The sequence below is a fragment of the Sphingobacterium corticibacter genome (assembly GCF_003076635.1).
GTDB classification, from domain to species: domain Bacteria; phylum Bacteroidota; class Bacteroidia; order Sphingobacteriales; family Sphingobacteriaceae; genus Sphingobacterium; species Sphingobacterium corticibacter.
Map to the genome: position 1 here is coordinate 926,211 of NZ_QDKG01000001.1, position 26,118 is coordinate 952,328.

A 26,118-nucleotide genomic window follows, 5' to 3' on the forward strand; every position below is an offset into this window, starting at 1 on the left:
TAATAAAGAATAACTAGCATATAAATGGATTTTAAGAAACTTAGCGAACAGTACAAAACGGAACTGTTGGACAACGTATTGCCCTTTTGGTTAGAAAATTCCCTAGACATGGAGTACGGTGGATACTTCACCTGTCTGGATAGAGAAGGAAACGTTTTTGATACCGATAAATTTATCTGGTTGCAGGCAAGGGAGGTGTACATGTTTGCCAGCATGTACAATAAAGTCGCGCACAAGAAGGCTTGGCTTGACGCGGCCGAGCATGGTGCAGGTTTTCTACTGACCTATGGGCACGACGGACAATACAATTGGTACTTTTCGCTGGATCGTGAAGGCAATCCCTTGATCGAGCCTTACAATATATTTTCATACACGTTTGCCACGATTGCTTTTGGACAGTTGCATTTGGCAACCGGCAATCCTCACTACGCCGAGGTGGCCAAAAAGACATTTGCCCTGATCCGTTCGAAAGTCGACAATCCGAAAGGTCAATGGAACAAAGCGGTGGCAGGAAGCAGGAGTCTGAAGAATTTTGCGTTGCCGATGATCTTATGTAATCTAGCATTGGAAATTGAACATCTTTTGCCCAAAGATTTATTAGATGAACTGATTGATACCTGTCTGAAAGAAGTGTTAGAAGTGTTTTATCGTCCGGAGCTAGGCGGTATCGTCGTGGAGAATGTCATGTTAGACGGTCAACTATCAGATACGTTTGATGGAAGATTGGTTAACCCTGGTCATGCGATTGAGGCTATGTGGTTCATCATGGATTTAGGCAAACGCCTGAAACGCGATGATCTCATCGAAAAAGCAGTACAAATTACGTTAAACATGCTCAAGTACGGATGGGATAAGGAGCATGGCGGGATCTTTTATTTTATGGATCGAATGGGAAATCCACCACAACAATTAGAATGGGATCAAAAGCTGTGGTGGGTACATGTCGAGACCTTGATATCACTAATAAAAGGCTATCAATTGACCGGCTCCGCCGAATGTTTGGAATGGTTTGAGCGGGTGCACGACTACAATTGGAAGCATTTCAAAGATCAGGAGCATCCAGAATGGTTTGGTTATTTGAATAGGCAAGGAGAGGTATTGCTACCACTAAAAGGTGGTAAATGGAAAGGATGTTTTCATGTGCCGCGTGGACTCTATCAGTGCTGGAAAGTGCTGGAAGATATCTCCTGCAAAGATTTGATTAAAGAAGTTGTTTAGTGGTGTGTTGGCTCTTCGGAGCCGCCCACTTTAAATTGTTAAGATACCTCATTATGATAAAGAGTACAGTTTTCCTATTTCTTAATCTGTTGATGTTTTGCTACGCACCATTGCTAATTTATGCACAAAACGGATCCAAGTCATCTGCTGCGCTAACCTTAAAGAAGGTGGTGCTGGAAGATAAGATCAAAGGCGGTTGGGCTGGCCAAACCATTGGAGTGACTTATGGCTGGCCAACCGAATTTCTTTATCAGGGTACATATATTCAAGATTACGAACGTATTCCTTGGGAAGCCGATTATGTCAATCGTGCTATGCATGAGTTTCCGGGATTATTTGACGACATATATGTGGACCTTACCTTTCTCGAAGTGTTTCATCGATTGGGATTGGATGCGCCGATAGATTCTCTGGCGCAGACATTTGCCCAAAAAGAGTTTGAATTGTGGCATGCTAATCAAGCAGCACGATACAATCTTAATAATGGCATTGCGGCAGAGAAAGCCGGACATTGGTTGAACAACCCACATGCCGACGATATAGATTTTCAGATTGAAGCCGATTTTGCCGGATTGATCAATCCGGCGCTGCCACAGGCCGTCAACGCGATCAGCGAAAAGACCGGCAGATTGATCGCTTCTGGCGATGGCTACTATGGCGGTCTATTTGTCGCACACCTATATGCGCAAGCATTTCGAAGTGATGATATAGAATCCGTCATTCGCGAAGCACTCCAAGCGATTCCTCCGCAAAGTAAATTCTACCAATGTATACAGGATGTCGTGTCTTGGCATGCGAAGAAACCAAAAGATTGGAAAGAAACGTGGTGGGAGATCCAGAAAAAATGGGCAGAAGATCATGGTTGTCCCAACTTCGTGTTCCATCCGCTAAATATTGATGCAAAGCTCAATGCAGCTTATGTCGTCATGGCGCTATTGTATGGAGATGGTGATTTCTTCCGTACGATGGATATTGCCACCAGAGCGGGTCAGGATTCAGATTGTAATCCGGCGACGGCTTGTGGCGTGCTCGGTACGATGATAGGATATAGCCGCATTCCACAAACTTGGATCGATCCATTGAAAAAAGCCGAACAAGTGCCATTTAGTTATAGCAAATATTCCTTGCAGGATGTGTACAGGGTCAATATGGATCTTGCCTTAGCCAGCATTCTTAAAGCGGGTGGAACAGTGAAAAAGGATCAGGTAACGATTCCATTTCAAGAGACGATCCAAGCGCCTTTCGAAGCAAATTTTGCCGGTCACCATCCGAAAGAAAGGGTAAAGATTGCAAAGGCTTTTCCGAACGCTTACTCTTTCGATTTTGAAGGCTGCGGGCTGGTGATTAGTGGACACCTAGTGAAAGTGAATGCTGCCGCAATAGATCAACCGATGCAGGTTGGTTTGTATATCGATGGTCAACTGATCGAAACAGCTAATCTCTATACTAATGCCAATATGCGCAGACCAGAATTATGTTGGCGTTACCAATTGGCCGACAAAAAACACCAAGTAGAGGTAAAGCTTATGCGCGAAAGTGCAGACTATCAGTTGTATGTGACCGATTATTTAGTGTATTCATCGACTCCGCCATCGACAAACCATTATCATGATTAGAACGGTCGTATTCTGTGTATTACTTACTTTTCTTACGCTATCTTCTGCGATAGCAAGGGAAGTACGTGGAAAGGTACGTACGGCAGATGGTCAACCTATTGCGAAGGTAGCCGTTACGGATGGATACGACATGGTGCTCTCCGACGATCAAGGAGTTTATCGTCTGCAAGCCTCACCATTAGCAACTTTTGTATACATCACGATACCTGCAGGATTTGCGATACCGATCCAAGATCATGTTGCCAATTTTTATATTCCATTATCGCCAGAAGATGATCAAAGATCTTATGATTTTGTATTAGATCCTGCTGGCGAAGATTCCAAGCATGCCTTTGTAGTCTTGGGCGATCCACAGGTGTATCAGGAGGCTGATGTACAAAGCTGTGCGACATTTGCACAGGATATTAGAGAATATAGCAATACAGTACTAAAAGATAAATCAGTACATGGCATGATTCCAGGCGATATGGTGGGCGATAGACCAGATCTTTTTCCTGCAGTGAAAAATGTTTTTTCTTCTTCCGATCTGCCATTCTTTTACGCGAAAGGTAACCATGATCTGGCGACCAATACACGATCTAACACCACGGCAAGCAACCTGTATGAGCAACACTTTGGCCCGCGGTATTATGCGTTCAATCGTGGCTTGATTCATTATGTGGTGCTTGATAATGTCTTCTATCTTGGGAATGCCAGCGAATATGTGGGATATATCGATGAAGCGCAGTTGCAATGGTTGGAAAAAGATCTTAAGCAAGTGCCAGCGGGAAGTACGGTCGTGGTCATGCTGCACATACCGACCGCACAAAAGGGTTTTCGAAAAGTGCAGCGCGGGCAGCTATTAACTAACCGAGCGCATCTCTATGCTTTGCTCAAGGATTATAAAACACATATTCTATCCGGTCATACGCACCTGCACGATCATCTACAGCCCGCGCCGAATGTTTGTGAGCATAATCAATCTTCCATATCTGGAATTTTCTGGCAAGAAGAATCCTGTGCTGATGGTACGCCAGCAGGGTACATGGTGTATATCGCCGATGGAGATTGCATTTCATGGAAATATAAAACACTTGGTCAACCAGACAGTCTGCAAGGTCGTGTCTATGCTCTAGGGGAAAATCCGGAAAGACCAGATCAAATCACTGCATTGGTATGGAATTATGATCCCAGCTGGAGCGTGTCTTGGTACGAGGATGGCCAATATGCTGGAGAAATGAGAAAATACGTTGGTCACGATCCGCAAACCAGAAAAGATATCATCAAAAACAAAAGTAAACATGCCTACGATTGGATTTGGACGACAGAAACAGACCATTTGTTTGCCGCAAAGCCATCGAAAATCGATGCGAAGGTGATGGTTTTAATAGAAGATGGATTTGGAAATAAATACGAAGTATATGTGCCTTAGAAAAGAGATCAATAAAATGTTGACATTAGCCTGCGTGCTATGGCTTTGCAGTTTTTCTGCATCAGCACTACTCGCGCAGACCAAGGTGTCGCTAAGCAATTATACCATACCGCTAGATGTGCGCGGAGCACATATTGGGTCGGTCATCAACCTATCGGCTACGAAAGAAGCCAAGATCAAGATGATCCGTGATACGGCGAACCTGTTCGTTGTCAAGAAAAACGGAGTGATTTCTCTGCGTGAGAACAAGTTAGTGCAAGCAAAAAAGGGAGCGCATGCTTATGAGATCGTTCTTCGTATTGACGAGAAACGCTACGCTTTCGAATTGGTGAAGGATGAATTTCTGCGCAATAAAGTCATAGCACACCGTGGAGCGTGGCGAGCACAAGGCGTGATGCAGAATTCGATTCGCTCTTTTCAGCACGCGGTGCAATTAGGATGTGCCGGGTCAGAATTTGATGTGTGGCTGTCCGGAGATAAGCAGGTCGTGCTATCACACGATCCTCATATTGGCGGCCTTTCTGTCGAAGAATCTACCGCAGATGCATTGCATGCTTCCACCTTAAAAGGCGGTGATCCTGTGCCTACGCTAGTGGATTTTATCCAGCTCGCCAAACAGCAAAACAAAACCAAGATGATCTTAGAGATCAAACCATCTCCGACAGGTAGGAGCTTGGAATTGGCAGATTCGGTGGTGAATATCGTTCATCGCCTCAAAGCGCAAGGTTATTTAGAATACATCAGCTTTGACTATGCTGTACTCCAGCGGATTGTTAGCCTAGATCCAAGTGCGCGCACCGCTTACTTATACGGCAATAAAACCGTTGATGAGCTCAAAGCAGATGGCATCACGGGGCTAGATTACGACTTCTACCATTATAGAAATATGCCTAATCTGCCCCTATTGGCAAAAGCCGCCGGTCTGGCTACCAACGTGTGGACGGTGAACAGCGAAGAAGAGCTCCGGAAGTTTTTAGACAGTAAGGTGGATTGGATCACGACCGACGAGCCCGAGCTTTTATTGAAACTAATACAAGAACAACAACCTACAACATCGAACTATGAATAATCCAACAAAACTTATCGTAATAGCATTACTGAGCCTGATCACAATACCCTTTGCGACAAAAGCGCAGGAAGGTATTTCACTCAGCTTAATACCGCCAAGCACGATTACCAACCAAGTGGATCTGGATATTCGTGCTGGTTTACGGAATGAGGACGAAAAGTCAAAAACCATAGAACTATCGGTTTATTGGCAAGAAGAACGTCCTGAAAATCTGCTGCATTATTCTAAGAAAGAATTGCTACCGCAACAATCTTATGAAATCAAACACATTCTACCGACCAAAGATAAGGTCGGTACTAATCGGATTATCTTGGTAGTCAAAGAAGGAGGGAAAGTACACCGGAAAGTGCGCGATATTGAAGTGATTGCCTCCGAACATCGCTCTACTGGGCTGATCGATGGTGCATGGGCTGGTATTTATCATTGGAGTGAAACGGAAGGGAAACATTGGAATCAGGATATTAAAAAAATGACCGATGACCAATGGCGCGAAATGATCCGAGCGATGCACAAGCTTAAAATGGATATCGTCGTGATACAAGAAGTTTTCCGTAATGAAGAATACGTTGGTAAGCACCAAACCACGGTCGAGTCATACCAAGGGAAAGCATTTTATCCTTCCGTTTTGTATCCAGAACGCGTTCCAATTACGGCAGAAGATCCGGTGGAAGCCATACTCGATGAGGCGGATAAGAATAACATGCATGTCTTCGTGGGTGTGGGGATGTTTGCTTGGTTCGATTTTACCACCGAATCACTGGAATGGCACAAGAAAGTCGCGAAGGAGTTGTGGGACAAATATGGTCATCATCCCTCTTTCTACGGTTTTTATGTTTCTGAAGAAAGCGGCGGTAACTTAGATAACTGGGAGAACAATGGAGAAAAGCGCTTACAACGTAAAAAAGAAATTGTCGATTTCTTCCGTGAGTTCAAAGCGTATTGCAACCAGATCGCGCCAGCAAAACCAGTGATGTTGGCTACCAATAGCATGCAGGTACCTATTGGATTGGATACCTATCCTGCGTTGTTACAGAACCTCGATATTCTATGTCCTTTTGGATTTGCACGCATGCCAGAAGGAGATCTTACAGGAAAAGAATCGGCAGACCTGTTGCAATCGCTGTGTAACGATGCAGGTGCGCACCTGTGGTTTGATCTGGAAACCTTCCTGTTCAACGAAGATCAGTCGCTCTATCCGCGGCCCTTGGAAGAAATCGTACATGATCTAAATCTCTTTAAAAACTTCGAAAAAATACTCTGTTACCAATTTCCGGGTGTATTCAACGATCCCAAAATGTCGATCCGCATAGGGGAAGAGCGCACGCTGCATCTGTTTAAGCAATACAAGCAATACCTAGAGAAGACTATGAAAGGCACATCATCCAAACGGTCAGTTACCAAGTAGCACAGTTTAAGGGAATTTATCATATTAATTTTCCGTGAAGTTTTATTTAAGAAAATTATTTTACCATATTTATATTTTAAATAATTTTAATATTGCAATGTTTTATAAAAATATTTATTAAAAACTATGCAAGACCATCTACCACAATTAACCAAAAACTATTATGAAGCTGTTTAAACAAAAGCAATCCAGCAGAAAAGGGCAGAAGCGCAACATCGCGTTTTCTCCTTACATGCTTGCCTTGTGCCTGCTTTCTTGTGCTGCTACAAGATCGTACGCGCAGCAGTCCCGCCTCGAAGGTGTTGTTCGCCATGCTGGGAATGGGCAGCCGCTCCAAGCGGTAAGTATACGTGAAGCGACAAATAAGGGGAGCGCTTCTACCGATGCTTCGGGGCGTTTCGTCTTGCCTGTGGAAGGCAACAAAGTGCGTATCTCGCTATCCGCAATCGGATATACTTCTAAAGATACGGTCGTCAATGTCGGTAATCAACCTATCATATTCCTACTTAAAGCAGATGATATGCTGGTAGAAGAGGTGGTTGTCGTTGGTTATGGACAAATGAAGAAAACCAGCGTAACTGGAGCTATCGCGCAGATTAGCGGCGATGAACTGAAAACAGCGCCAACAGCCAATCTATCTTCTATGCTTCAAGGTCGTTTGCCAGGATTAGTAACAAGACAAACCAGCGGTCAGCCCGGTTCCGATGGCGCTTCGCTCATGGTGCGTGGTTACAATACCTTGGGCAATAACTCACCGCTGATCATTGTAGACGGTATCGAACGCGAATTCCCTCAAATCAATCCCGATGAGGTAGAATCCATTTCGGTATTAAAAGATGCTTCCGCAGCTATTTACGGGGTGCGTGGTGCAAATGGCGTTATCTTGGTGACCACCAAAAGAGGAAAGTTACAAAAGCCTACGCTAACCTATAACGGTTCTTATGCTATGAATACCAATACCGCCTTTCCTGAATTCTTGAATGGAGCAGAATACGCTTATTATTACAATAAAGCACAGGAATTGGATGGTATCGCTGAAGCATCGAGACGCTTTAGCCCAGATGAAATTAACCGTATTGCCAATGGTGATCCCGAAGGTGTTTTCGCCAATACCAACTGGTTCGACATGTTGTTCAAGAGCAGTGCTCCAACAGTAACGAATAACTTAACGCTCAATGGAGGTTCTGATCGCTACCGCTACTTCGTATCTGCCGGTGCATTCAATCAGGATGGTTTGATTGATCGCACTTCGTACGATCGTTACAATGCACGTGTCAACTTTGATGCAGACATTTTGGATAACCTAAAACTTTCTCTCAATGTGGCCTATCGCGATGATGTCCGCAAAGAGCCAGGTTTATCTGCTGGATTAGGAAATAGTTATGCATCCATCTTTGCACAAGCGATGATGTCCTATCCTTTTTTACCCGCTTATAATGCCGACGGTGTTCCCATCGGTAGTTTGAATCCGGGTAATGGTAATCAAAACCCCTTAGCAGCACGTGACTTTTCTGGCGAAAATTCATCCCGCTCCAACCGCTTCCAATCCAATTTATCATTAGAATACGAAGTGCCTGGCGTATCGGGCTTACGACTAAAAGTAAATGGTGCATTTGACAAAGGATATACCATGCGTAAATCGACCTTGTTGCCTTACTATTTAGATGTATACAACAACTCCACACGTCAGTACTCCATGGCTTGGGCACGACATGCTAACTCTGGAATAGCCAGCTTAAATCAGTGGTTTACCGATTCTTGGCAGAAAACCATTCAGCCGTCTATCAGCTACGCCAATAAATTTGGTGAGCATTCTGTGAATGCCTTATTTCTATACGAGTACATGCGTACAGACAACAGTTCATTATCCGGAGGCCGACGCGGATACCCCATCACAGATATTATGGACTTGAACTTCGGTGAAGAGGTTATTGATAATTTAGTAAAAGGTGGTCATGGCATGTTCAGTAGAGCGGGCTACTCATTCCGTTTCAACTACGATTATGCAGACAAATATCTGTTGGAAGTTTTGGGTCGTTATGATGGATCTCCTATGTTACCTGCTCACACGCGTTGGGATATCTTTCCAGCCGTTTCTGCCGGATGGAGAATATCTAAAGAATCGTTTTTTCAGGATGTCGACTTTGTCAATGATCTGAAGATTCGTGGATCAATCGGTAAGCTAGGAAATGATAGAATCGGAGATTACCAATTTTTAAGAACCATGACACTAGGAGCTAATCCTGTCGTGATGATTGGAAATAATGGCGGAAAACCGTTGAATATTACAACCGTTCCGAATCAAAACATTCGCTGGGAAACGACCACGACCTATAATGGAGGTGTGGAAGCCACTTTATGGAATGGACTTCTTGGTATGGAAGCCGATGTTTTTTACCGCGTTACTAAGGATATCTTACAAGGACAGTCTGGTCTTAATCCACCATCTTTCGGTGGTTATTTCCCAAGCTTCATCAACTCGGGTATCGTAGATAGCCGCGGTTTCGAATTGGTGTTATCGCATCGCAATACCATTGGCGATTTTAATTTGAATGTACGTGGAAATGTTAGTTTTGCTCGCAGCAAGGTGATCGAAACTACAGAGGATGCAAATGTGCCTGATTATTTGCGTAGAACAGGTAGACCAATTGGCTTGAAATACGGTTTCGTGTCAGATGGATTTTTCCAAAGTCAAGAAGAGATTGACAATAGTGCCCTATTCGGACCTACACGTCCAGGTGAGATTAAACTGAAAGATCTGAATGGTGATGGTCGGATTACCTTCGATCAAGACTGGACGGTTATCGGTAGAGGTGATCTCCCAGAAATGATGTTCGGTCTTAACTTGGGTGGATCATACAAAGGCTTAGATTTTAACGCTTTCTTTCAAGGTGCAGCATTGTCCGATGTAGCTTTGTCAGGATTGTACACTAGCTCGGGTGTTTATGATAATACCTTCTATACAATGCCTTTTTATCAAGATGGTAACTCACCGAAATATTTGTTGGAAAATGCTTGGACACCAGAAAACACCAATGCGGCATATCCGCGTCTGAGTACACAATCAGCTCAAAGTGGTGGTAAATTCTCTTCTTTTTGGATCAAAGATGGCGCGTACCTACGCCTGAAAACAGCACAAATTGGTTATACATTGCCAGCATCTTGGTCAACCAGAGCTAATATACAGCGCATCCGTTGTTACGTTTCTGGTAGTAACCTGATCACTTGGAGTAACTTGGATTATCTAGATCCTGAAATGCCGAGTGTGAATCAGGGTTATTATCCGCAACAGCGTGTTTTCGAATTCGGTTTATCCCTTACTTTTTAATTCCTACGACGATGAAATTGAAATATAACTGTAGCATATTAGCCTTAGCAACGATGCTATGTTTACAAAGCTGTTCCATAGAACCCGAACTTACTGATGTATACGGTGAGGAAGTGGCTTGGAGCGGTGAAACTAACGTAGAGCTATCCTTGAATAAGTTCTACCCATTAATCGGTCAATCTTACTATAGCGCACACGTTAATCAAGACGCGTATGCCGATATCCTGAAGAAGAATACCCCAAACGACGAAGTCAATCTGTTAATTCTAGGATCTTCGACCATTACTCCCGGTGCCAATCCATTGGATAATTGGGCTTGGGGCTATACCTGGATTCGGCATTGTAATGAGTTTTTAGACGGTTTAGCTACCAAGGGAACTGGTTTGCCTAACGAATTTTATCAACGAGCGGAAGGCGAAGTCCTGTTCTTTAGAGCTTATGTGTATTTCGAATTGGCCAAGCGCTACGGCGCGAGCGTCATTCTGTATAATGATTTGAATGATGGTGTTGGCAGAAATGTAAGTACGCCCGACGAAGTATGGAACTTTATCGCTGCCGATTTGGACAAAGCTGCTGCTCAATTGCCGCCAACCGTGCCTGCTGCGAAGCGAGGAAAGGTGACCAAAGGTGCAGCATTGGGTCTGAAAGCACGTGCGATGTTGTATGCCAAACGCTGGAAAGCAAGTTCTGATGCGGTGGATGCCTTGCAAGCATTAAACCTTTATGATTTGCACGCAGATTACAAAGCACTTTTTAATCAACGCCGTAGTGAAGCCGCCGAAAACAAGGAAAGCATTTTAGAGTTTGGTTTCTTAGCACCTAATTTCACGTATTCATTTGATTACTTCTTCGGCCCGCCTTTAGATGGAGGTTATGCACAAATCAGTCCGACCGAAAATTTGGTGCGCGAATATCAGATGGCTGATGGTACCAATTTCAGTTGGAGCAATCCAGCACACGCCGCGGCTCCCTATGTAGGTCGCGAACCACGATTTTATGCCTCGATCTTGTATAATGGTGCGTCTTGGAAAGGGCGTACCTTGGAAACGGTAGAAGGAACCAAAGAAGGATTTGCTATCGGTGGCGGTACCACATCTACGGGCTATTATATGCGCAAACTATTTGATGAAAAACTCACAGATTTGGGTAGAGGCGAATTGACTTTTTACTTCATGCGCTATGCCGAGGTATTATTGATCCAAGCGGAGGCGTTAGCCGAGCAAGGACAACTGGTGGCGGGCTTAGAAGCCTTGAATAAAGTGCGTCGTCGTGCTGGTTTTACGCAAGATCTTACTGCCACTAATGCAGGGCAGTTACTTAATCTCATTCGTCGGGAGCGCATGGTCGAGCTGGCGTTTGAAGGACATCGTTACTGGGATTTACGCCGTTGGGGATTAGCTACTACTGTTTTGAATGGTACAAATGCCGTCGGTGTGAAGATTACGAAAGCTACTGATGGCAAGTTGACCTATACATTGGTGGATTCTGATAATGGGCGCAGTCGCGTTTACCCGGAGAAATACAATCGCTTCCCAATTCCGATTGCAGAATTGCAACGGAACGCGAACATAGAGCAATTTAGTGAGTGGAAATAACCAAAAGCACGGATCGATGAAAAATTATTCAAAATATATGTTGATGGCGATCACTGCCATCAGCGCGGTAGCCTGCCAAAAGGTAGAACTACACAAAAACTCCCAGTTCAATGTGGGGCTTCAAAATTTCATGTTAGCCATTCCCGGTCAGACTACGGAATACATGGCACGAACAGCAGGTCCTTATAATGATGGTGATACCGTTTATGTAGAAGTACCGACTACGGAAGAAGAACCGGTAGATATCTCTAAGCTGAAAGCTACGGCAAGTTTGCAAAACAATGCGCGTATGGAGCCTGCTCTAGCCGGAGTTATGGATTTTACGAATCCTATAGAAGTCCGCGTGACAGATGGCGACGGAAATACCAAACGGCATATCATCAAAGCCGTACCAACTTTGCCTCGCACGACCTTCAAAAAACGTTGGTTTTACAATGCAGATAAACTCGGTATTCTACGTACCAACATTTCTGGTATGGCGCTCATCAAAGATCAGATTTTAGTAGCCGATTTTTCGGGAGGTACTTTAGGTGCTACTGTGGGGGTACGTGTGTACAATGCTGCCGATGGCGAATATGTGAAAACAATTCCAGCACCGACTACTTTCTGTATGCAAGTTGTGGCCGATGATGCGGATCATTTCATTGTGAACAGGTACAATATTTATTCTGCAGGTTTGATGCTGTATTATTATGAAGATGTAGATAGCGCACCTAAGCTTATTCTAAACTACACAACTGCAGCTGGAGCTCCGGTAGACTTGGGCCGAAAGGTTTCTGTGATTGGTAATCTTAAAGTTGGGAAAGCATACGTGTATGCGACGGCGCCAAACAACAATCAGGTTTATTATTGGGAATTCAATGATGGTGTAGTGGCCAATACCACACCGACAATCATTCGCTACGCGGCGGCAGACCCATGGACTTATGCGACGGTACAGCGGAAATCTTTGGATGCCAACTCCGATCACTATCTGACCTATTGTAATTACGTCGCTACAGACGCCAATAGAGAGAGAGGTAGTCGTTTTGTACAATTCACACCAACGATGGACGTATTCCCGATGGCAGCTTCTAACCATTACTATAAGATGTTGGATTTTGAAGTCTTTACCGTAGGTGGGAATCAGTTTATGGCGACATTGACGCAGGGCTTCTTCGCTTGGGATGCCACGCACGTGAAAGTGTACGACATCACCGATCCGAATAAGATGACGCTTGTAGCAGAAGCTGCTGGTTACCGAGATTTTATGCTGTTCGAATCGGAAGCTTATGGCGGTACCAACTATAATCGCTATGGTGACATTGATGTTCGCGTACAAGGTAAGAAGATTTCGATCTTCGCCACGATGGCCACGAATGATAAAACATTCGCAGGAGTGATGGCCTACGATATGAGTTACAATAGATAACAATCGTTTAGTTCATGAAACTTGGTGCGTGATTCAATAGGATCACGTACCAAGTTTCTATTTGTGTAACTATGAAGATAATAACGCTATTACCATTGTTAGTTTGGGGATGTATTTCGAATTGTTTTTCGCAGGGAAAGTACGGAAATTTCGTTCTCGCTAACAGCGCTGAGGTCACTTACACTGGTCGAACCTTAGTCAGTGAGCAGGGCGAAGTCACCTTTGATTGGGTCGGTACTTACTTTGATTTCGTATTGGAAGGCGAATCGGTTGCTATGCGTGCTTCGGATAGCGGAGAAAGTTATTATAATGTTTTTGTAGACAACCAATTGTACAAAAACTTTGTCGTCAGTACTCCAGATACCGTCATACAATTGGTCTCCAACCTTAGTAAGAATGGTAAGCATGTCATACGCGTGCAAAAACGTTCGGAAGGTGAATTTGGCTGCACGACTATTCATGGCTTTGTGCTTTACAAGAAATCTACTTTATACAAGTCTCCGCAACGGAAAGAACGCTTTATAGAATTTATTGGCGATTCCTACACCGTAGGCTACGGTGCGGATGGCACGCATAAGGACCAACCTTTTACTGTCGCTACCGAAAATGCGGATAAAACCTATGCTTGTATCTTAGCGCGGTATTTTCAGTCAGATTATGCACTAATTGCCCATTCGGGCAGAGGTGCTGCTAGAAATTACGGTGATTCCTTGACCAGTTCCCGATATACGATGAAGGATTTCATGTTGAGAACCTTAGATAGCGATACGACCGCAAGATATCGATTTGATCAATACACACCAGATCTGGTCGTGATCAATCTGGGTTTAAATGATTTTTCAACACAGCCAGCACCTTCAAAGACCGAGTTTAAAACAGCTTACCGCCGGATTATCCGACAGGTACGTGATGCTTATGGAAGCAAGGTCAAGATTTTATGTGTCGTACCTCGTCTCGGCGATCAGTACCTGCATTATATCAGCGATTTACTCAGTCAATTAGATAATCCAAATCTACGTCATACCGCCCCGCTACACGGCGTGATCAATGACGATTCGGATATGGGTGCAGCTTGGCATCCGGGCGAAGTCGGTCACCAAAAAATAGCGACTTTCCTCGTCCCATATATTGCGACCCTAATGGATTGGCCGCTGCAAGATCGAACCATCAGATAAAATATTATGAGAAAAAAGAAGTTTTACAGCACTTGTAGTGCAATGGCCTGTGTCGTTTTGTTGTGGATTTGCACAATGAGCTGCGGCACGAAAACATTAACGCCACAAGAGCTGTCGAAAGGTAGTGATACCGTAGAAACAGGAAAAGAATTATTCGTAGAAACGCCGCAATTGAAGAAGGTAAAAGGCAACTCTATTCAGATTGATCCCGATGTGCTCTATCAACAGCAGATTTCTCCCGAAATGCTGATTACCGATCTTCGCATGGCGAATATCAAATCGGTGCATTTCTTTATGGTCAAAGATTGGGATGGCAGCAAGAACGATGAACTCTTAAAACCTGCTTATCTGGAAGCACTGAAGAAAGAAAACATTGCCGTCTGGATCATGCTGTTGGGCAATTGTGTTTATGGTAATTCGAGCCTGCCTACGGATTGGCACATGGAATTTATCAAACCGTATCCCAATCCCGGTATCAAATTTTACTCTTTTCACCGACCAGAGTTTGTCGCTTGGCAAGTCGATCGCGTGAAGCGTATTCTGCAAAATTATGATGTCGACGGCATCGAATTTGCCGAAAGCTATTTTCCAGAATGGAAGACACTGACAGGGAATGGTTTCTATGGTGATGTCAGCCAGTACGCCCGCAAGGCCTTTACCGAAAAATATGTCGGTAATAATGCCGCCACGCTTTCATTCGATTACATACGACAAGACCAGCGTTTGTATACGCAATGGATGGATTTCAGAGCGGCGGCTATTATCTCCTTCAATCAAAAAATAAAAGCAGCTATCAAGGCCACCAAACCCGAAGTCTTGTATGCTGTATGGGGCATGGGAGTGCGCAAAGGCACGATCGCAGAGATTCGCGAACACTTCGGATTGGATATGCCTGCGCTTGCCAAAGAGGTGCAGCCCGATATGTTGGTGTTGCAGACTGCCGCGCAAGATTGGCTTGATCCCGCATTGAGTCCAGATTACGTGTTAGATTATGCGCCATTAGCGAAAGCCATACAAACGGCAAACCCAAAGGTAGCTCTGAGCATTCAGGCAGATATTGTGTCGCTGAGTCACAGCAACCCAAACGTGCAAAAGCGGGATCCAAGCTGGTGGTTGCGCGCATTTGATCTTTCGCTGCAATCTGGTTATTACAGCAACACTGCCTATGAGTATGCTTTTGCCAAAAAAGAAGGTATTTGGCCAACAGCCAATCTTGCCAATCCAGTGAATGGCAAACTGTACCAAGAAGCCTCGCTGCAGTCAAAAGTCATTGCCGATGCCATTGCGCCGTTAGCGCTTATCAAAGAGCAAGGCGCGCAATGGAAGATGGTATACACCACAAAAGGTCTGGGTTGGATGTATATCAATTAATTTTACGCTTACCTTTAAAAAACATATCAAATGCGATCATTATCATCTAAAATATACTGTTCTCTACTTGCTTGCGCATGCTTCGCCGCAGCGATGCCAGCAAACTTACATGCACAGGAAGTGAAGCCGCTGAAAGGAACTTGGCTCAACCTGCCGTATCAAGACGTACGCAATAAATACATGAATCCTGCGCATGTGGACTGTCTGTTGCCCGAGTTTTGGAAAACCAAAATCAAGGAATATGCCAACATGGGACTTTCCCATTTGGTGATTATGGCGGTGGCCAATGATGGTAAAGCCTTTTATCCTTCGGAGTTTATGCCTGCTGCCTATCCTGACGGACAACAAAGTCCGGTGGAAGCCATTATGGAAGCTGCTGATAAATACGGCATGCATGTATTTATGAGCAGCGGCTGGGCGGTCAATCAGGATGATAATATTCGTGATCCAAAAATTAAAGCAATACAACAACGGATCATGCGCGAAACCGCTACCTTATTCGGTGATCGGAAATCTTTCTACGGCTGGTATCTGCCGGTGGAAGACAGCATGGAACCTATTCTTCCAGATGAAGCAGTGCATGAGGCGAACGCCCTAACTTCAGTAGCGAGAAGCCTAACGCCCGGTAAAAAAGTCATGATTTCGCCGTATGGCATTTGCCATGCAACAATAGACGATCCGCGATTTGCCGAACAGGTCAAAAAATTGAAAGTGGACATCATTGCCTATCAAGATGAGGTAGGCTGTGTACGCGAACCCATGCCTATTCCGCGTATGAAGGAGAATTTTGAGAAAATAGGAGCGATACATAAGGATTCCGGTATTCAATTTTGGTCGAACGTAGAATCATTCACTTGGGAAAAAGAGGACAATACTCGGGAATCTGCCTTGATTCCTGCCGCCTTTCCACGCTATCTTTCTCAAATTGTGGCTGCATCTATGGCGGGAGCCGAAAACGTGATTAGTTTTTCGGTATATGGTATCATTGACGATGTGAACTCGGCTATGCCTATTGGTCAGCCGATCCACTCTGCCCAATCTTTTATCGATTTTTCCGATTGGAAACAGCAGAAAGGACGTTGGCCATTGCTAGAGGCAACTTTTAAAGGTGATGTGTTACACCAAGCAAAAGGAGCTACGGTAAAAACGGAAAGTAAGAACGCTGGGGCTGATAAGTTGGCCATGCTCACGGATTGTAAGCTCGGACAAGAAAGTGTAGACGAACCAACTTGGTTGCCTTTTGACAAAGGAAAAATGGAAGTGACTATTGATCTCAATAAGCAAATGCCCATAAAATCGCTTGCGGCTCGCTTTTTACATTATCGCCCAGCAGGCGTGTTGTTGCCGACGGCGGTAGACTTCTACGTGTCTAAAGATGGTAAACGCTTTGATAAAGTGAAAACCATAGCTATGCCGGCTTCTGTTAATGATAAACATGATTGCTGGATAGATATCGCTTGGAGCGATCTGTTGGAAACCGAAGGTCGCTACGTGAAGGTAGTCGCCAATCAGGAATCATCATTCCGCATATTATGCGACGAAGTCTTCGTTAACCCAGCATATTAAGGAATTACTAAGCCTAGCTCGAATCGTCATGTCAAAGGAGATTCGAACTAGGCTTCTGCCAATGAAGTGGTAGCAGACGTCTGCCGATAGCCTTTCAACGTCATGCCTTTATGCCGTTTAAAAAATTTATTGATATGACTCTCATCGGCGAAGCCAAATTCGTCGGCAATCTCGTGCACCCGATTGTCACTAAAGCGTAGTCGGTGCTCGATAAGTCTGATGCGATAGGAGGAAATGTATTGTTGTATTGATTCTTGGCATTGTTTGCGGAAATAGCTACCCAGGTAAGTCGGTGATAAGCCAAAATTTTCTGCAATGACGGCGATCTTTAGTGCTTCAGGTTGATGGATATGTTCTTGGATGTAATCCACAATCTGCAATAGGCGCGTATCTGCATTTGGAATTATATGTTGCGGTCTGCTGATCGCAATATTGCGCGCAGCGATCACAATAATTGCATTGACCAAATGACGAATAAGATCTTCTGAATAAGCCATTTCTTGTTCCTTGGTTTTTCTCAGATTCGCCATTAATGACGCTACTACTTCTTTATCTTCCTTATTTGCCAAAACCGATCCCGACAAATGGGATGCATAATACAATAAGCACTCGATATGATCAATGCTTTTCCACTGATACTCTCTCACATATCGCTCACCAAAGCGTACTACCATAAATTCGCAAGTATTCTGCAAATCAAATTCATGACAGTCCTCCGGCGTGATTAAGAATAAATCACCCGCATTGTACGCGAATTTGTTGCCATTGACGGTGTGATGTCCTGTTCCAGAAATCACATATACCAGTTCGAAAAAATTAAACTGTCTATCTCGCAAAGGACATTCGTCAACCTTTTCATAAAAAACTTCGAGCGATTGATATAGATTTTCTCTAGCCATACCGCAAAGATACCCGAATAAGCTTGAATTGTACCTGTTTTTGATTTGTTTTACGGTCTATTTTTGTTGCGTTAAACTAATAAATAAATGAAGGCAATCATATTAGAAAAATTTGGAGGAATTGAAAACCTTCAGTATACAGAAATTGAAAAACCAATTGTCACTGCAAACGAAGTCCTGGTAAAGGTGAAAGCTATTGGTGTTAATCCTGTAGACGTAAAAGTTCGAACGCGACAAGCGCCATTAGCGGAGGATCTGGCCAACTATGATCCTTTAATTTTAGGTTGGGATATTTCCGGAGAAGTAGTCGCTACTGGAACGGATGTCGCCGCATTTGAAATAGGTGATGAGGTGTTTGGTATAGTCAATTTTGTGGGGCATGGAAAAGCCTATGCGGAATATGTGGCTGCCCCAGCAGCACATCTGGCGCTAAAACCTGCCAACATCAGCCATACAGAAGCTGCTGCTAGCACATTGGCCGCCTTAACTGCTTGGCAAGCATTTCATAGTTATGGCAAATTGAGAAAGGGAGATCGTGTGCTGATTCATGCGGCAGCAGGAGGTGTGGGGCATTTTGCCGTGCAGATTGCTAAACATATCGGAGCGCAGGTAATTGCAACTTCATCGGCCGCCAATAAAGATTTTGTGAAGTCGCTGGGAGCAGATGAAGTGATTGACTATCGAAATGTGCGATTTGAAGAAGTCGTACAAGATCTTGATTTTGTCCTCGAAGCCGTCGGTGGTGCTAATTTTCAGAAATCGGTTCAAGTTCTAAAACCTTTTGGAACAATTGTCGCCCTGCCATCTGGCCACACCTCTGCGGATGAGTTCAGCGCACAGGAGAAACAGTTGCACGCCTGCTATTTTATGTCGGTCTATTCCAGCGGTGGAGATATGCAATATATAGCCTCCTTGTTGCAACAAGGAGTATTAAAACCGCACATATCGCATGTATTTGAATTTGAGGATATGGCCAAAGCACATCAGCAGGTAGAGTCGGGACATACGGTGGGCAAAGTTGTGGTTCAATTATAAGCTAGTTCAAAATGGAAAGCATTAAAAAATACATAGACCCATTGCTTTGGCAAGCCATATCGAATAGTCCATTCGCCACGATAGATTATGAAAATCTTCTAGCTAATGATCCTATAAAAATACGAGATGCCGAAAGGACTTTGTACCTCGCTGAGCGCCCTCTTCCAGTTCCTTCAGAACTTCAAGTGCAAAATCGCGAAATACCTTCTGCTGATGGATTACACCAGATAAGAGTACGAACTTATAGTCCAAAAGGAAAGCAAAATTTACCCATGTTGCTCTATTTTCATGGTGGCGCATTTATCTACGGCACGCCAGAGCAATACGATTTTATGTTTTTCCAATTAGCAATGGATACGAATCTGCTGATCGTGTCTGTAGATTACCGATTAGCACCCGAAAACCCATTTCCTGCTGGAATGGACGACGGTTATACGGCACTGAAATGGCTGGCAAATCATGGCGCCGAAATTGGTGGAGACAAAGACAATATCATAATAGGAGGGAGTAGTGCTGGTGCAACCATTGCTGCATCCATCACACATTTGGCAAGAGATCGAAAAGAAATTGTCATTCAACATCAATATTTATTGTATCCGCCTATGAGTCATTCGTTGGCAACTTCATCCATGGTTGAGCTAGCTCATGCGCCCATGCAAAGCAAGATAGCAGCAGCATGGATGTGGAAGCATTATCTGCAAGATCAACTAAGCGATCCACCCCAATACGCCGTTCCACTATCAGAATCTGACTTCACTGATTTACCCGATGCGACGATTGTCGTCTGTGCATTGGATCCTCTAAAAGATGAGGGAAAGTTGTACGCCAATAAATTAAAAGAAGCTCATGTCGAGGTCAATCTTTTAGAAATACAACGAGCAGTACACGCTTTCGATTTTTTTGACTGTCCTTTATCCGAACAATTTTATCAGCAACAAGTAACCTTATTCCAACACATAGTTAAAAAAATACATGAAAAAGATCCTCGTGATTAATGGACATCCTAACAAAGCAAGTTTCAATAGCGCTATCGCGCAATCTTATATATACTCCGCTCGTGATAACGGTGCAGAAGTGCGATATGTAGCGATCGGAGAACTGAATTTCAATCCAAACTTACGATTTGGTTATCAACAGCGTATGGAATTAGAACCTGATCTGGTACAAGCTTTGGAAGATATCAAGTGGAGTGAACATCAAGTTTGGATACATCCGATTTGGTGGCTTGGAATGCCTGCCATTATGAAGGGTTTTTTCGATCGCGCCTTTCTTCCAGGGATTGCTTTCAAAGCTAAAAAAGGAGAAGCAAGCGAAGGTTTGTTAAAAGGAAGAACCAGTCGAATAATTACCACAGCGGGAGATTTAATTGGCGAAAACTACGAGGGAATCTATCAATCCAGCGGACTTGTACAGTTGCAAAAAGGTATTTTGGAATACTGTGGAGTAGCTTCCATAGACAATCACTTTATCGGTCCGCTCCAAGATTTGGATCAGGATGACAGAAATCGATGGCTGGAAAATGTAAGAGATCTAGCTATTGTAGATACCACTGACCAACCTGTCCTATAATTATCTACGTAAAGATGCAGTTACATAGGACTTTGACTGCATCATTTTCACTATTTTTCTCCTACATAATCATGGTTATTTGTTGACTAATACATTGCTTTCAGTTCAGGAGAAATTACAGTGATCTTTTCAATATCTATTTCATTGTAAAATAAATGGTTTCGCGCATCGTTTGATAGTAGATATGATGTGTTCCTTTAGATAAAACGATATAGCATTATCATCTAGTGAAAGCGATTTTGAACCTGGGAAATATCGGATAAACTACCATACAATAAACTAAAATGATGAGGAGTATAAACATGAAAAACCTAATAGGGGCGGGGATAGCATTATGTTTGTCTAGCACTTTAGCAGCACAGACAACAACTGCAAATGGCTATTACGAGAAAGCTAGCGAAACCTTAAACAAGATCGGAAAATTGTACGCAGTCCCCGATGGCAAGCAACTGCTGCGAGAAACATATCCTTTCGACGATACATACAGCGCAAGTTACCTTGCTACCAATGAAAACAAAAATAAAACCAATCCATACTCATACTTGTGGCCATTTTCGGGAAGTTTGTCTGCCTATGTAGCGCTGTATGAACAACACGAAGATGCCGCAATGAAAAGTCATATTGATCAAGTCGTGCTGCCTGGTTTAGAGAATTATTATGATACACGCCAACCGGCAGGATATGCATCATACATCAATAGCGCTGCGCAATCCGATCGTTTTTATGATGATAATGTGTGGTTAGGAATTGATTTTACGGATTTGTACTTGCAGACCAACGAACATAAATACTTGGACAAGGCACAAGAGATTTGGCAATTTGTGGAAAGTGGTATGGATGAGAAATTGGGCGGTGGAATTTATTGGTGCGAACAGAAAAAAGAATCTAAAAACACTTGTTCTAATGCGCCAGCAGTCGTGTATTTGCTCAAATTGTACGAAGCCACCCAATCTCAGGCCTATCTAGATCAAGCTATTCAACTATATGCGTGGACAAAAGATAATCTGCAAGACCCTAAAGATCATGTGTATTGGGACAATATCAATTTGGCGGGCAAAGTGCAAGAAGCAAAATATCCGTACAATACAGGCCAAATGATTCAAGCGGGAGCATTGCTACACAAAATCACCGGTAAAAAAGAGTATTTAGCAGATGCGCAAGCATCGGCCAAAGGCGGTTTTAAGCAGTTCTTTACGAAAGATGCTGCCGCTTCTTATCCACAATTGAATCGAAGTGATAACTGGTTTATCGCGGTGATGCTACGTGGTTATGTGGAGCTTTACCAGCAAGACAAAGATCAACAATATATAGATGCTTTTAAGGCTAACATGGATCACGCTTGGACGGGCATGCGCAATAGCGACGGTTTGTTTAGTAAAGATTGGACCGGAAAAAACAATAATAGTGACAAAAAATGGTTGCTAGATCAGTTCGCTATCGCCGAAATGTATGCTCGGTTAGCTAGTTTGGAGAGGTAATAAAAGCGTTAGGAGGGAATTATGGTGCTCATTAAACAGATGTATCTTGAAAATGCAAAGCTTGGTGGGATAGTGATCGAGCGATGATGACGGTAAAAAGACTACCCTGACCTTCTGTACTTTCGATCAACAGCTGGGCACCATTTGCTTTTAAGAAATGGGTAATAATTTGCATACCGATACCGAATCCACGTTCTTGATCGGTACCCTCCGTCAATTTGAGGCTGTTGTCTTTGGACTGGATTTGCTGTAGTTTAATCGCGCTCATACCGACACCATTATCGCGGATATGAATTTTTAAATCTTCCTCAGCATCTTCATAACTGATGTGAATGGTGCCACCTTTTGCGGTGAATTTTGCCGCATTAGAAATTAGATTGGATAGAATTATTTGTAAATGGTTTTGATCGACATGTCCAATAGCCTCAGCACACGAGTCATGAATAATATTCAATTCTTTGTCTTGCAAATTTTGCTCCAGCATATCCAAAATATTCATGACAAGACTGGACACATTTACCGCAATTCGTTCGGTGTGGATTGTCTGTTTTTGCGTTTCAGACCAGAGCAACAAGTTATCCATCACGTTCATCGTAGAGAGCGTTTGCTTCCGTAGAATTTCAAACCAATGATTTCTGTCAGTAGTATTTAATGGGGTGTTTTCCAAATATTGAATAACATTCAAGATCGCCGACATGGGACTACGAAAATCGTGGCTCAATACGGCTATTAAAAAATCCTTGGTCACGATAGTATCTCGTAACTGCTCATTCTGACTTTCAATCAATGCGTTCCGTTCTGTAATTAATTGGCTATGCATTTTCAGCTCACTATTAAGCCCAGAAGTGGTATTAGCATGTCTGCGAGTCGTGTGCCAGATCACTAAAACGAAAACAACAAGCGAAAGAAGGAATAACAATAGTATCTGTCCGATGCGAAGTTGTTGATCCATAACATTATTTTCCTTAGTCAGCTTCATATTAGCAGATCGCTGATGGGCGATTTGCATAGAATCCAAACTAATGCGCTTGTCTTCGGAGAGAATGCTATCCTTATACAAATCATATATTTGCTGATAGGTAAAGGCATCTTCAAATGCTCCCAAAGCCGCATTCACCTCAGCCACTACTTTTGCTGCTCGTACAATATCGGATTTTGTTTGAAGTTTGACGGCAAGGTTATAACCTTGTAAGGCGTGCTTGTGGGCTTTGTCGTATTGTTTCAATTTGTAGTAGCAACGAGCAACTCCAGTGTGGGCAAAGCTATTTTCCCACTCACTCATCACAGAATTATTTTGTAGGACTCGGTTATACAACAACATAGCTGTATCCAGTTGATTCTCATTTTCGTACATTTCAGCGAGCCGATTGTCTGCCATGGCACTGACTGTTACATATCCAGATTTCTCAGCGAGTGATTTTGCCTTTATAAAATATGACTTCGCATACTGTGGGCGACCTAATGATGTAGATACCAGTCCCAAGTTATGATAATTTGCAGAAAGACGTTGCTCGTTTCCAAGCACTTTATGTTGTGTTGCCGATTTTTTAAACTCTTCCAAGGCGGCGTCATAATGATGTTGTGCCAGATAGATCAATCCTAAAAGATTACGGGCATCTGCAATACCTTTGGCATTTCGAAGCTCTTCGTAGTTGCTTAGGTTCACAAGCGCTAGAGGCAGTGATCGCTCATAGTTACTAAGATTATATAAGCTTTTGGCAAACAACATTTCTATGTCGGTAAGCAACAGGTTGGGTGTTATCATCGACGTTTTCAGTGATTCCACTTCCTTCTCGAATTTTAGCGTACCCACGAAATCTTGCGTATAATAGATTACCCTGAGCTTCCGGTGGAGCTCCTGCAAATACTCGGTTTTTTGATCTAAATCAGCATCCAACACAGCTGTGGATGAAAAGGAACATAGTACTACGGATAGTAATAATACTATGGGATTGAAAAAGGGTTTCACTCAGTAGATGTTAATATGCGGACTCACTAGTACGCGGAATTCATAGAATAAAAATAAAGAATATTTTGTAAAAAAGCTTCTCTCAGCTATATAAATACTGGTTTTCAGGGATATATACGTTGTGCACTTCATGCTAAATTTGAAGTAAAATATCATCGCTTTCGAGGCTATTAGAAATGCGATTATATGATTTAAAAGACCTTGTCAAACTGTATAACCAAGAACACTTTCTATGAAAAGACTTATACCACTCATCGCATTACTACTATTTGCCGAGGTAGGATATGCCCAATATTTTAGTTTAGCGCCGGCGGGTTTTGTCGCTGCCGATAATCTGGAGTATGCCGTGGTCGACTTTCCTGATACAAAGCAAGATGTGCTGTATAAAAATGTCCTTCGCGCGCTTACTTCGATGTATAAAGACCCCAAAGAAGTGCTAAGTGTGGTTGAGGGCGAAAGCATTACCGTGAAAGGGTATGAACAAGAAGCGATTTTAGATCAGGTCAAATTATCACCCATACAAATCGGCAAAACAACGTACAAGTACGACATCTCTTATACTTTGTCCATTCAATTCAAGGACAATAAAATACGTTTTAATCGGCCGTCGTTTGAATGTCGGCGCTGGTACGAAGGTGGTTATAAATCGGGCTGGGCGACTGGCTGGTCTTACCTCGTTCTCGTGAAAGACAAAAACTCAAAATATGCTGTTTTTGATAAAAATGGGAAGGTACTATCACAGGAAGCGCTAGATGGATTAGAAGGTCACTTCAACAACTTAACAAAGGATATTATCGAAAAATCAAAAGCTATTGATAATTGGTGATAAATGATCTGGCAGTTTCTCAAAAGCATTGTCAATATCTAGGTCATAAAGATATTACTTGATCTGAATTAAATTTCTCTATGTAAAGTATTTTATTTACTTTAAAGCTATGAGTCAATATGCAGCAACTTTTTCCTTCTCTTTACTTATATATATTTTTAGTTGTTTGCTAGTAAATGCACAGTACTTGCACTTTGACAAACAGATCACATATCAGCTAAAGTATAATCCCGATACGGCCGATATGCGGCGGCAAGCAACAGAAACTTTTGAATTATTTATCAATGATTCTATTTCTTTTTTTGAGTCTACAAACAAAAATATATTCGACTCCATCCTACAACAACAATATAAAGAGGGGAATACTTTCGGCGATTACGCCAGTGCATCCACTTATAGGTCAAAGTTCAGGTTTGCTATTATAAAGTCGATTGATGCGATTTCATTTTATGAGTATGAAGCAGATTTTGGACCCGACTTGGTACGTTGCGATGAACCAAATAGGTGGGATTGGAATATCACAAACGAAGAAAAGACCTTGCATAATCTAAATTGCCAACTAGCAACAGTGCAGTATGCTGGCCGGAGGTGGGAAGCTTGGTTTTGTGCAGATATACCAATTTTCGATGGTCCGTATAAATTTGGAGGGCTACCTGGGCTCATTATTTCGCTTTCATCTGCCGACAAATCGTGGAATTTTGAAGTCATTGACATGGATTTAAATACTGCAAAGAAGTTGGTTTTCAATCAATATCCTGCCCGAAAGGTTGTTCAGATGCATAAAGCTGATTTCTTTAAAGAGAAACGTACGATGGAGAAAAATCGGATGCTGCTGCATGAAAGCAAAGGGCGGATCAAGTTTAAAGATGCACAGTCGAAATTGAACATGACAAATAATTACCAAAAATACCTCAAAAAAAACAGTAACAAGATTGAACTTGTCCCATAAATTAACCGCCCATTTTCAGGAATATTAAATTCTATACTGCCAGATTTTATCAAGATTTACTACTATCATATTTTTAATTACGGAAAAACCGTAGAATAATTTACTTTTACTCTACAATGTGAAATTATCTGTATATATTAGCTCAGTAATAACTGGAGAGTAGCACATACTATGTTCTTTTTCAGTTAGAAACTAATCAATATCTATGAAATTTCTTCATCCGAGTAT

Annotated in this window: 19 protein-coding genes; 17 read left to right on the forward strand and 2 right to left on the reverse strand. The window is 42.9% G+C overall.

The window, feature by feature from the left end; genetic code table 11:
- Positions 1 to 24 precede the first annotated feature (24 nt).
- The 11 genes from DC487_RS03965 (at position 25) to DC487_RS04015 (ending at position 17,165) form a co-directional block, all read left to right on the forward strand.
- A complete protein-coding gene (locus DC487_RS03965; RefSeq protein ID WP_116774625.1) occupies positions 25 to 1,218 on the forward strand; it encodes an AGE family epimerase/isomerase in 1,194 nt (397 codons plus the stop codon).
- A gap of 53 nt (positions 1,219 to 1,271) precedes the next feature.
- Positions 1,272 to 2,834, forward strand: a complete 1,563-nt coding sequence (locus tag DC487_RS03970; protein WP_116774626.1) for an ADP-ribosylglycohydrolase family protein — start codon at positions 1,272 to 1,274, stop codon at positions 2,832 to 2,834.
- Positions 2,827 to 4,245 carry a calcineurin-like phosphoesterase C-terminal domain-containing protein gene (locus DC487_RS03975; RefSeq protein ID WP_116774627.1) on the forward strand — a complete coding sequence of 473 codons (1,419 nt, stop codon included), beginning with the start codon at positions 2,827 to 2,829 and terminating at the stop codon, positions 4,243 to 4,245. The genes DC487_RS03970 and DC487_RS03975 overlap by 8 nt, the downstream gene beginning before the upstream one ends.
- A complete protein-coding gene (locus tag DC487_RS03980) occupies positions 4,235 to 5,314 on the forward strand; it encodes a glycerophosphodiester phosphodiesterase (RefSeq protein WP_207774301.1) in 1,080 nt (359 codons plus the stop codon). The genes DC487_RS03975 and DC487_RS03980 overlap by 11 nt, the downstream gene beginning before the upstream one ends.
- On the forward strand, positions 5,307 to 6,719 hold the full coding sequence (locus DC487_RS03985) for a DUF4434 domain-containing protein (RefSeq protein WP_116774628.1): 1,413 nt from the start codon (positions 5,307 to 5,309) through the stop codon (positions 6,717 to 6,719). The genes DC487_RS03980 and DC487_RS03985 overlap by 8 nt, the downstream gene beginning before the upstream one ends.
- Positions 6,720 to 6,882: 163 nt before the next feature.
- On the forward strand, positions 6,883 to 10,047 hold the full coding sequence (locus DC487_RS03990) for a SusC/RagA family TonB-linked outer membrane protein (RefSeq protein WP_116774629.1): 3,165 nt from the start codon (positions 6,883 to 6,885) through the stop codon (positions 10,045 to 10,047).
- Positions 10,048 to 10,058: 11 nt separating this feature from the next.
- Entirely contained in the window at positions 10,059 to 11,642 is a 1,584-nt protein-coding gene (locus tag DC487_RS03995) for a RagB/SusD family nutrient uptake outer membrane protein (protein ID WP_116774630.1), read from the forward strand.
- A gap of 16 nt (positions 11,643 to 11,658) precedes the next feature.
- Complete coding sequence (locus tag DC487_RS04000; protein WP_133228347.1) at positions 11,659 to 13,053, forward strand: DUF5018 domain-containing protein; 1,395 nt, start codon at positions 11,659 to 11,661, stop codon at positions 13,051 to 13,053.
- 71 nt (positions 13,054 to 13,124) lie between these two features.
- On the forward strand, positions 13,125 to 14,228 hold the full coding sequence (locus DC487_RS04005) for an SGNH/GDSL hydrolase family protein (RefSeq protein WP_116774632.1): 1,104 nt from the start codon (positions 13,125 to 13,127) through the stop codon (positions 14,226 to 14,228).
- Between the two features lie 6 nt (positions 14,229 to 14,234).
- Positions 14,235 to 15,599 carry a family 10 glycosylhydrolase gene (locus tag DC487_RS04010; RefSeq protein WP_116774633.1) on the forward strand — a complete coding sequence of 455 codons (1,365 nt, stop codon included), beginning with the start codon at positions 14,235 to 14,237 and terminating at the stop codon, positions 15,597 to 15,599.
- A gap of 93 nt (positions 15,600 to 15,692) precedes the next feature.
- A complete protein-coding gene (locus DC487_RS04015) occupies positions 15,693 to 17,165 on the forward strand; it encodes a DUF4434 domain-containing protein (protein ID WP_165799011.1) in 1,473 nt (490 codons plus the stop codon).
- Positions 17,166 to 17,212: 47 nt separating this feature from the next.
- Here DC487_RS04015 and DC487_RS04020 read toward each other — a convergent pair whose 3' ends face one another.
- Complete coding sequence (locus DC487_RS04020) at positions 17,213 to 18,064, reverse strand: AraC family transcriptional regulator (RefSeq protein ID WP_116774635.1); 852 nt, start codon at positions 18,062 to 18,064, stop codon at positions 17,213 to 17,215.
- A gap of 87 nt (positions 18,065 to 18,151) precedes the next feature.
- On the opposite strand from DC487_RS04020, the gene DC487_RS04025 reads away from it, so the two are divergent.
- The 4 genes from DC487_RS04025 (at position 18,152) to DC487_RS04040 (ending at position 22,146) form a co-directional block, all read left to right on the forward strand.
- Entirely contained in the window at positions 18,152 to 19,099 is a 948-nt protein-coding gene (locus tag DC487_RS04025; protein ID WP_116774636.1) for an NADP-dependent oxidoreductase, read from the forward strand.
- Positions 19,100 to 19,110: 11 nt separating this feature from the next.
- A complete protein-coding gene (locus DC487_RS04030; protein WP_116774637.1) occupies positions 19,111 to 20,094 on the forward strand; it encodes an alpha/beta hydrolase in 984 nt (327 codons plus the stop codon).
- Positions 20,072 to 20,668 carry an NAD(P)H-dependent oxidoreductase gene (locus DC487_RS04035; protein WP_116774638.1) on the forward strand — a complete coding sequence of 199 codons (597 nt, stop codon included), beginning with the start codon at positions 20,072 to 20,074 and terminating at the stop codon, positions 20,666 to 20,668. The genes DC487_RS04030 and DC487_RS04035 overlap by 23 nt, the downstream gene beginning before the upstream one ends.
- Positions 20,669 to 20,970: 302 nt before the next feature.
- The gene (locus DC487_RS04040) at positions 20,971 to 22,146 is read left to right on the forward strand and encodes a glycoside hydrolase family 76 protein (protein WP_207774302.1); all 1,176 of its coding nucleotides are present in this window, start codon (positions 20,971 to 20,973) and stop codon (positions 22,144 to 22,146) included.
- Positions 22,147 to 22,177: 31 nt separating this feature from the next.
- Here DC487_RS04040 and DC487_RS04045 read toward each other — a convergent pair whose 3' ends face one another.
- Positions 22,178 to 24,115, reverse strand: coding sequence for a tetratricopeptide repeat-containing sensor histidine kinase (locus tag DC487_RS04045; RefSeq protein WP_133228350.1), 1,938 nt, complete (start codon positions 24,113 to 24,115; stop codon positions 22,178 to 22,180).
- A 232-nt stretch (positions 24,116 to 24,347) separates the two neighbouring features.
- On the opposite strand from DC487_RS04045, the gene DC487_RS04050 reads away from it, so the two are divergent.
- A complete protein-coding gene (locus DC487_RS04050) occupies positions 24,348 to 24,941 on the forward strand; it encodes a DUF4468 domain-containing protein (RefSeq protein ID WP_116774640.1) in 594 nt (197 codons plus the stop codon).
- Between the two features lie 109 nt (positions 24,942 to 25,050).
- On the forward strand, positions 25,051 to 25,890 hold the full coding sequence (locus DC487_RS04055) for a GLPGLI family protein (RefSeq protein WP_116774641.1): 840 nt from the start codon (positions 25,051 to 25,053) through the stop codon (positions 25,888 to 25,890).
- Positions 25,891 to 26,118 lie beyond the last annotated feature (228 nt).

Bases quoted from the DNA above. Each gene is read 5' to 3' on its own strand.
- DC487_RS04005 (WP_116774632.1), top strand. From the start codon at position 13,125: ATGAAGATAATAACGCTATTACCATTGTTAGTTTGGGGATGTATTTCG.
- DC487_RS03965 (WP_116774625.1), top strand. From the start codon at position 25: ATGGATTTTAAGAAACTTAGCGAACAGTACAAAACGGAACTGTTGGAC.
- DC487_RS04050 (WP_116774640.1), top strand. From the start codon at position 24,348: ATGAAAAGACTTATACCACTCATCGCATTACTACTATTTGCCGAGGTA.
- DC487_RS03985 (WP_116774628.1), top strand. From the start codon at position 5,307: ATGAATAATCCAACAAAACTTATCGTAATAGCATTACTGAGCCTGATC.
- DC487_RS04020 (WP_116774635.1), bottom strand. From the start codon at position 18,064: ATGGCTAGAGAAAATCTATATCAATCGCTCGAAGTTTTTTATGAAAAG.
- DC487_RS03995 (WP_116774630.1), top strand. From the start codon at position 10,059: ATGAAATTGAAATATAACTGTAGCATATTAGCCTTAGCAACGATGCTA.
- DC487_RS04030 (WP_116774637.1), top strand. From the start codon at position 19,111: ATGGAAAGCATTAAAAAATACATAGACCCATTGCTTTGGCAAGCCATA.
- DC487_RS04035 (WP_116774638.1), top strand. From the start codon at position 20,072: ATGAAAAAGATCCTCGTGATTAATGGACATCCTAACAAAGCAAGTTTC.
- DC487_RS04025 (WP_116774636.1), top strand. From the start codon at position 18,152: ATGAAGGCAATCATATTAGAAAAATTTGGAGGAATTGAAAACCTTCAG.
- DC487_RS04010 (WP_116774633.1), top strand. From the start codon at position 14,235: ATGAGAAAAAAGAAGTTTTACAGCACTTGTAGTGCAATGGCCTGTGTC.
- DC487_RS04000 (WP_133228347.1), top strand. From the start codon at position 11,659: ATGAAAAATTATTCAAAATATATGTTGATGGCGATCACTGCCATCAGC.
- DC487_RS03975 (WP_116774627.1), top strand. From the start codon at position 2,827: ATGATTAGAACGGTCGTATTCTGTGTATTACTTACTTTTCTTACGCTA.
- DC487_RS04040 (WP_207774302.1), top strand. From the start codon at position 20,971: ATGAAAAACCTAATAGGGGCGGGGATAGCATTATGTTTGTCTAGCACT.
- DC487_RS04055 (WP_116774641.1), top strand. From the start codon at position 25,051: ATGAGTCAATATGCAGCAACTTTTTCCTTCTCTTTACTTATATATATT.
- DC487_RS03980 (WP_207774301.1), top strand. From the start codon at position 4,235: ATGTGCCTTAGAAAAGAGATCAATAAAATGTTGACATTAGCCTGCGTG.
- DC487_RS03970 (WP_116774626.1), top strand. From the start codon at position 1,272: ATGATAAAGAGTACAGTTTTCCTATTTCTTAATCTGTTGATGTTTTGC.
- DC487_RS04015 (WP_165799011.1), top strand. From the start codon at position 15,693: ATGCCAGCAAACTTACATGCACAGGAAGTGAAGCCGCTGAAAGGAACT.
- DC487_RS03990 (WP_116774629.1), top strand. From the start codon at position 6,883: ATGAAGCTGTTTAAACAAAAGCAATCCAGCAGAAAAGGGCAGAAGCGC.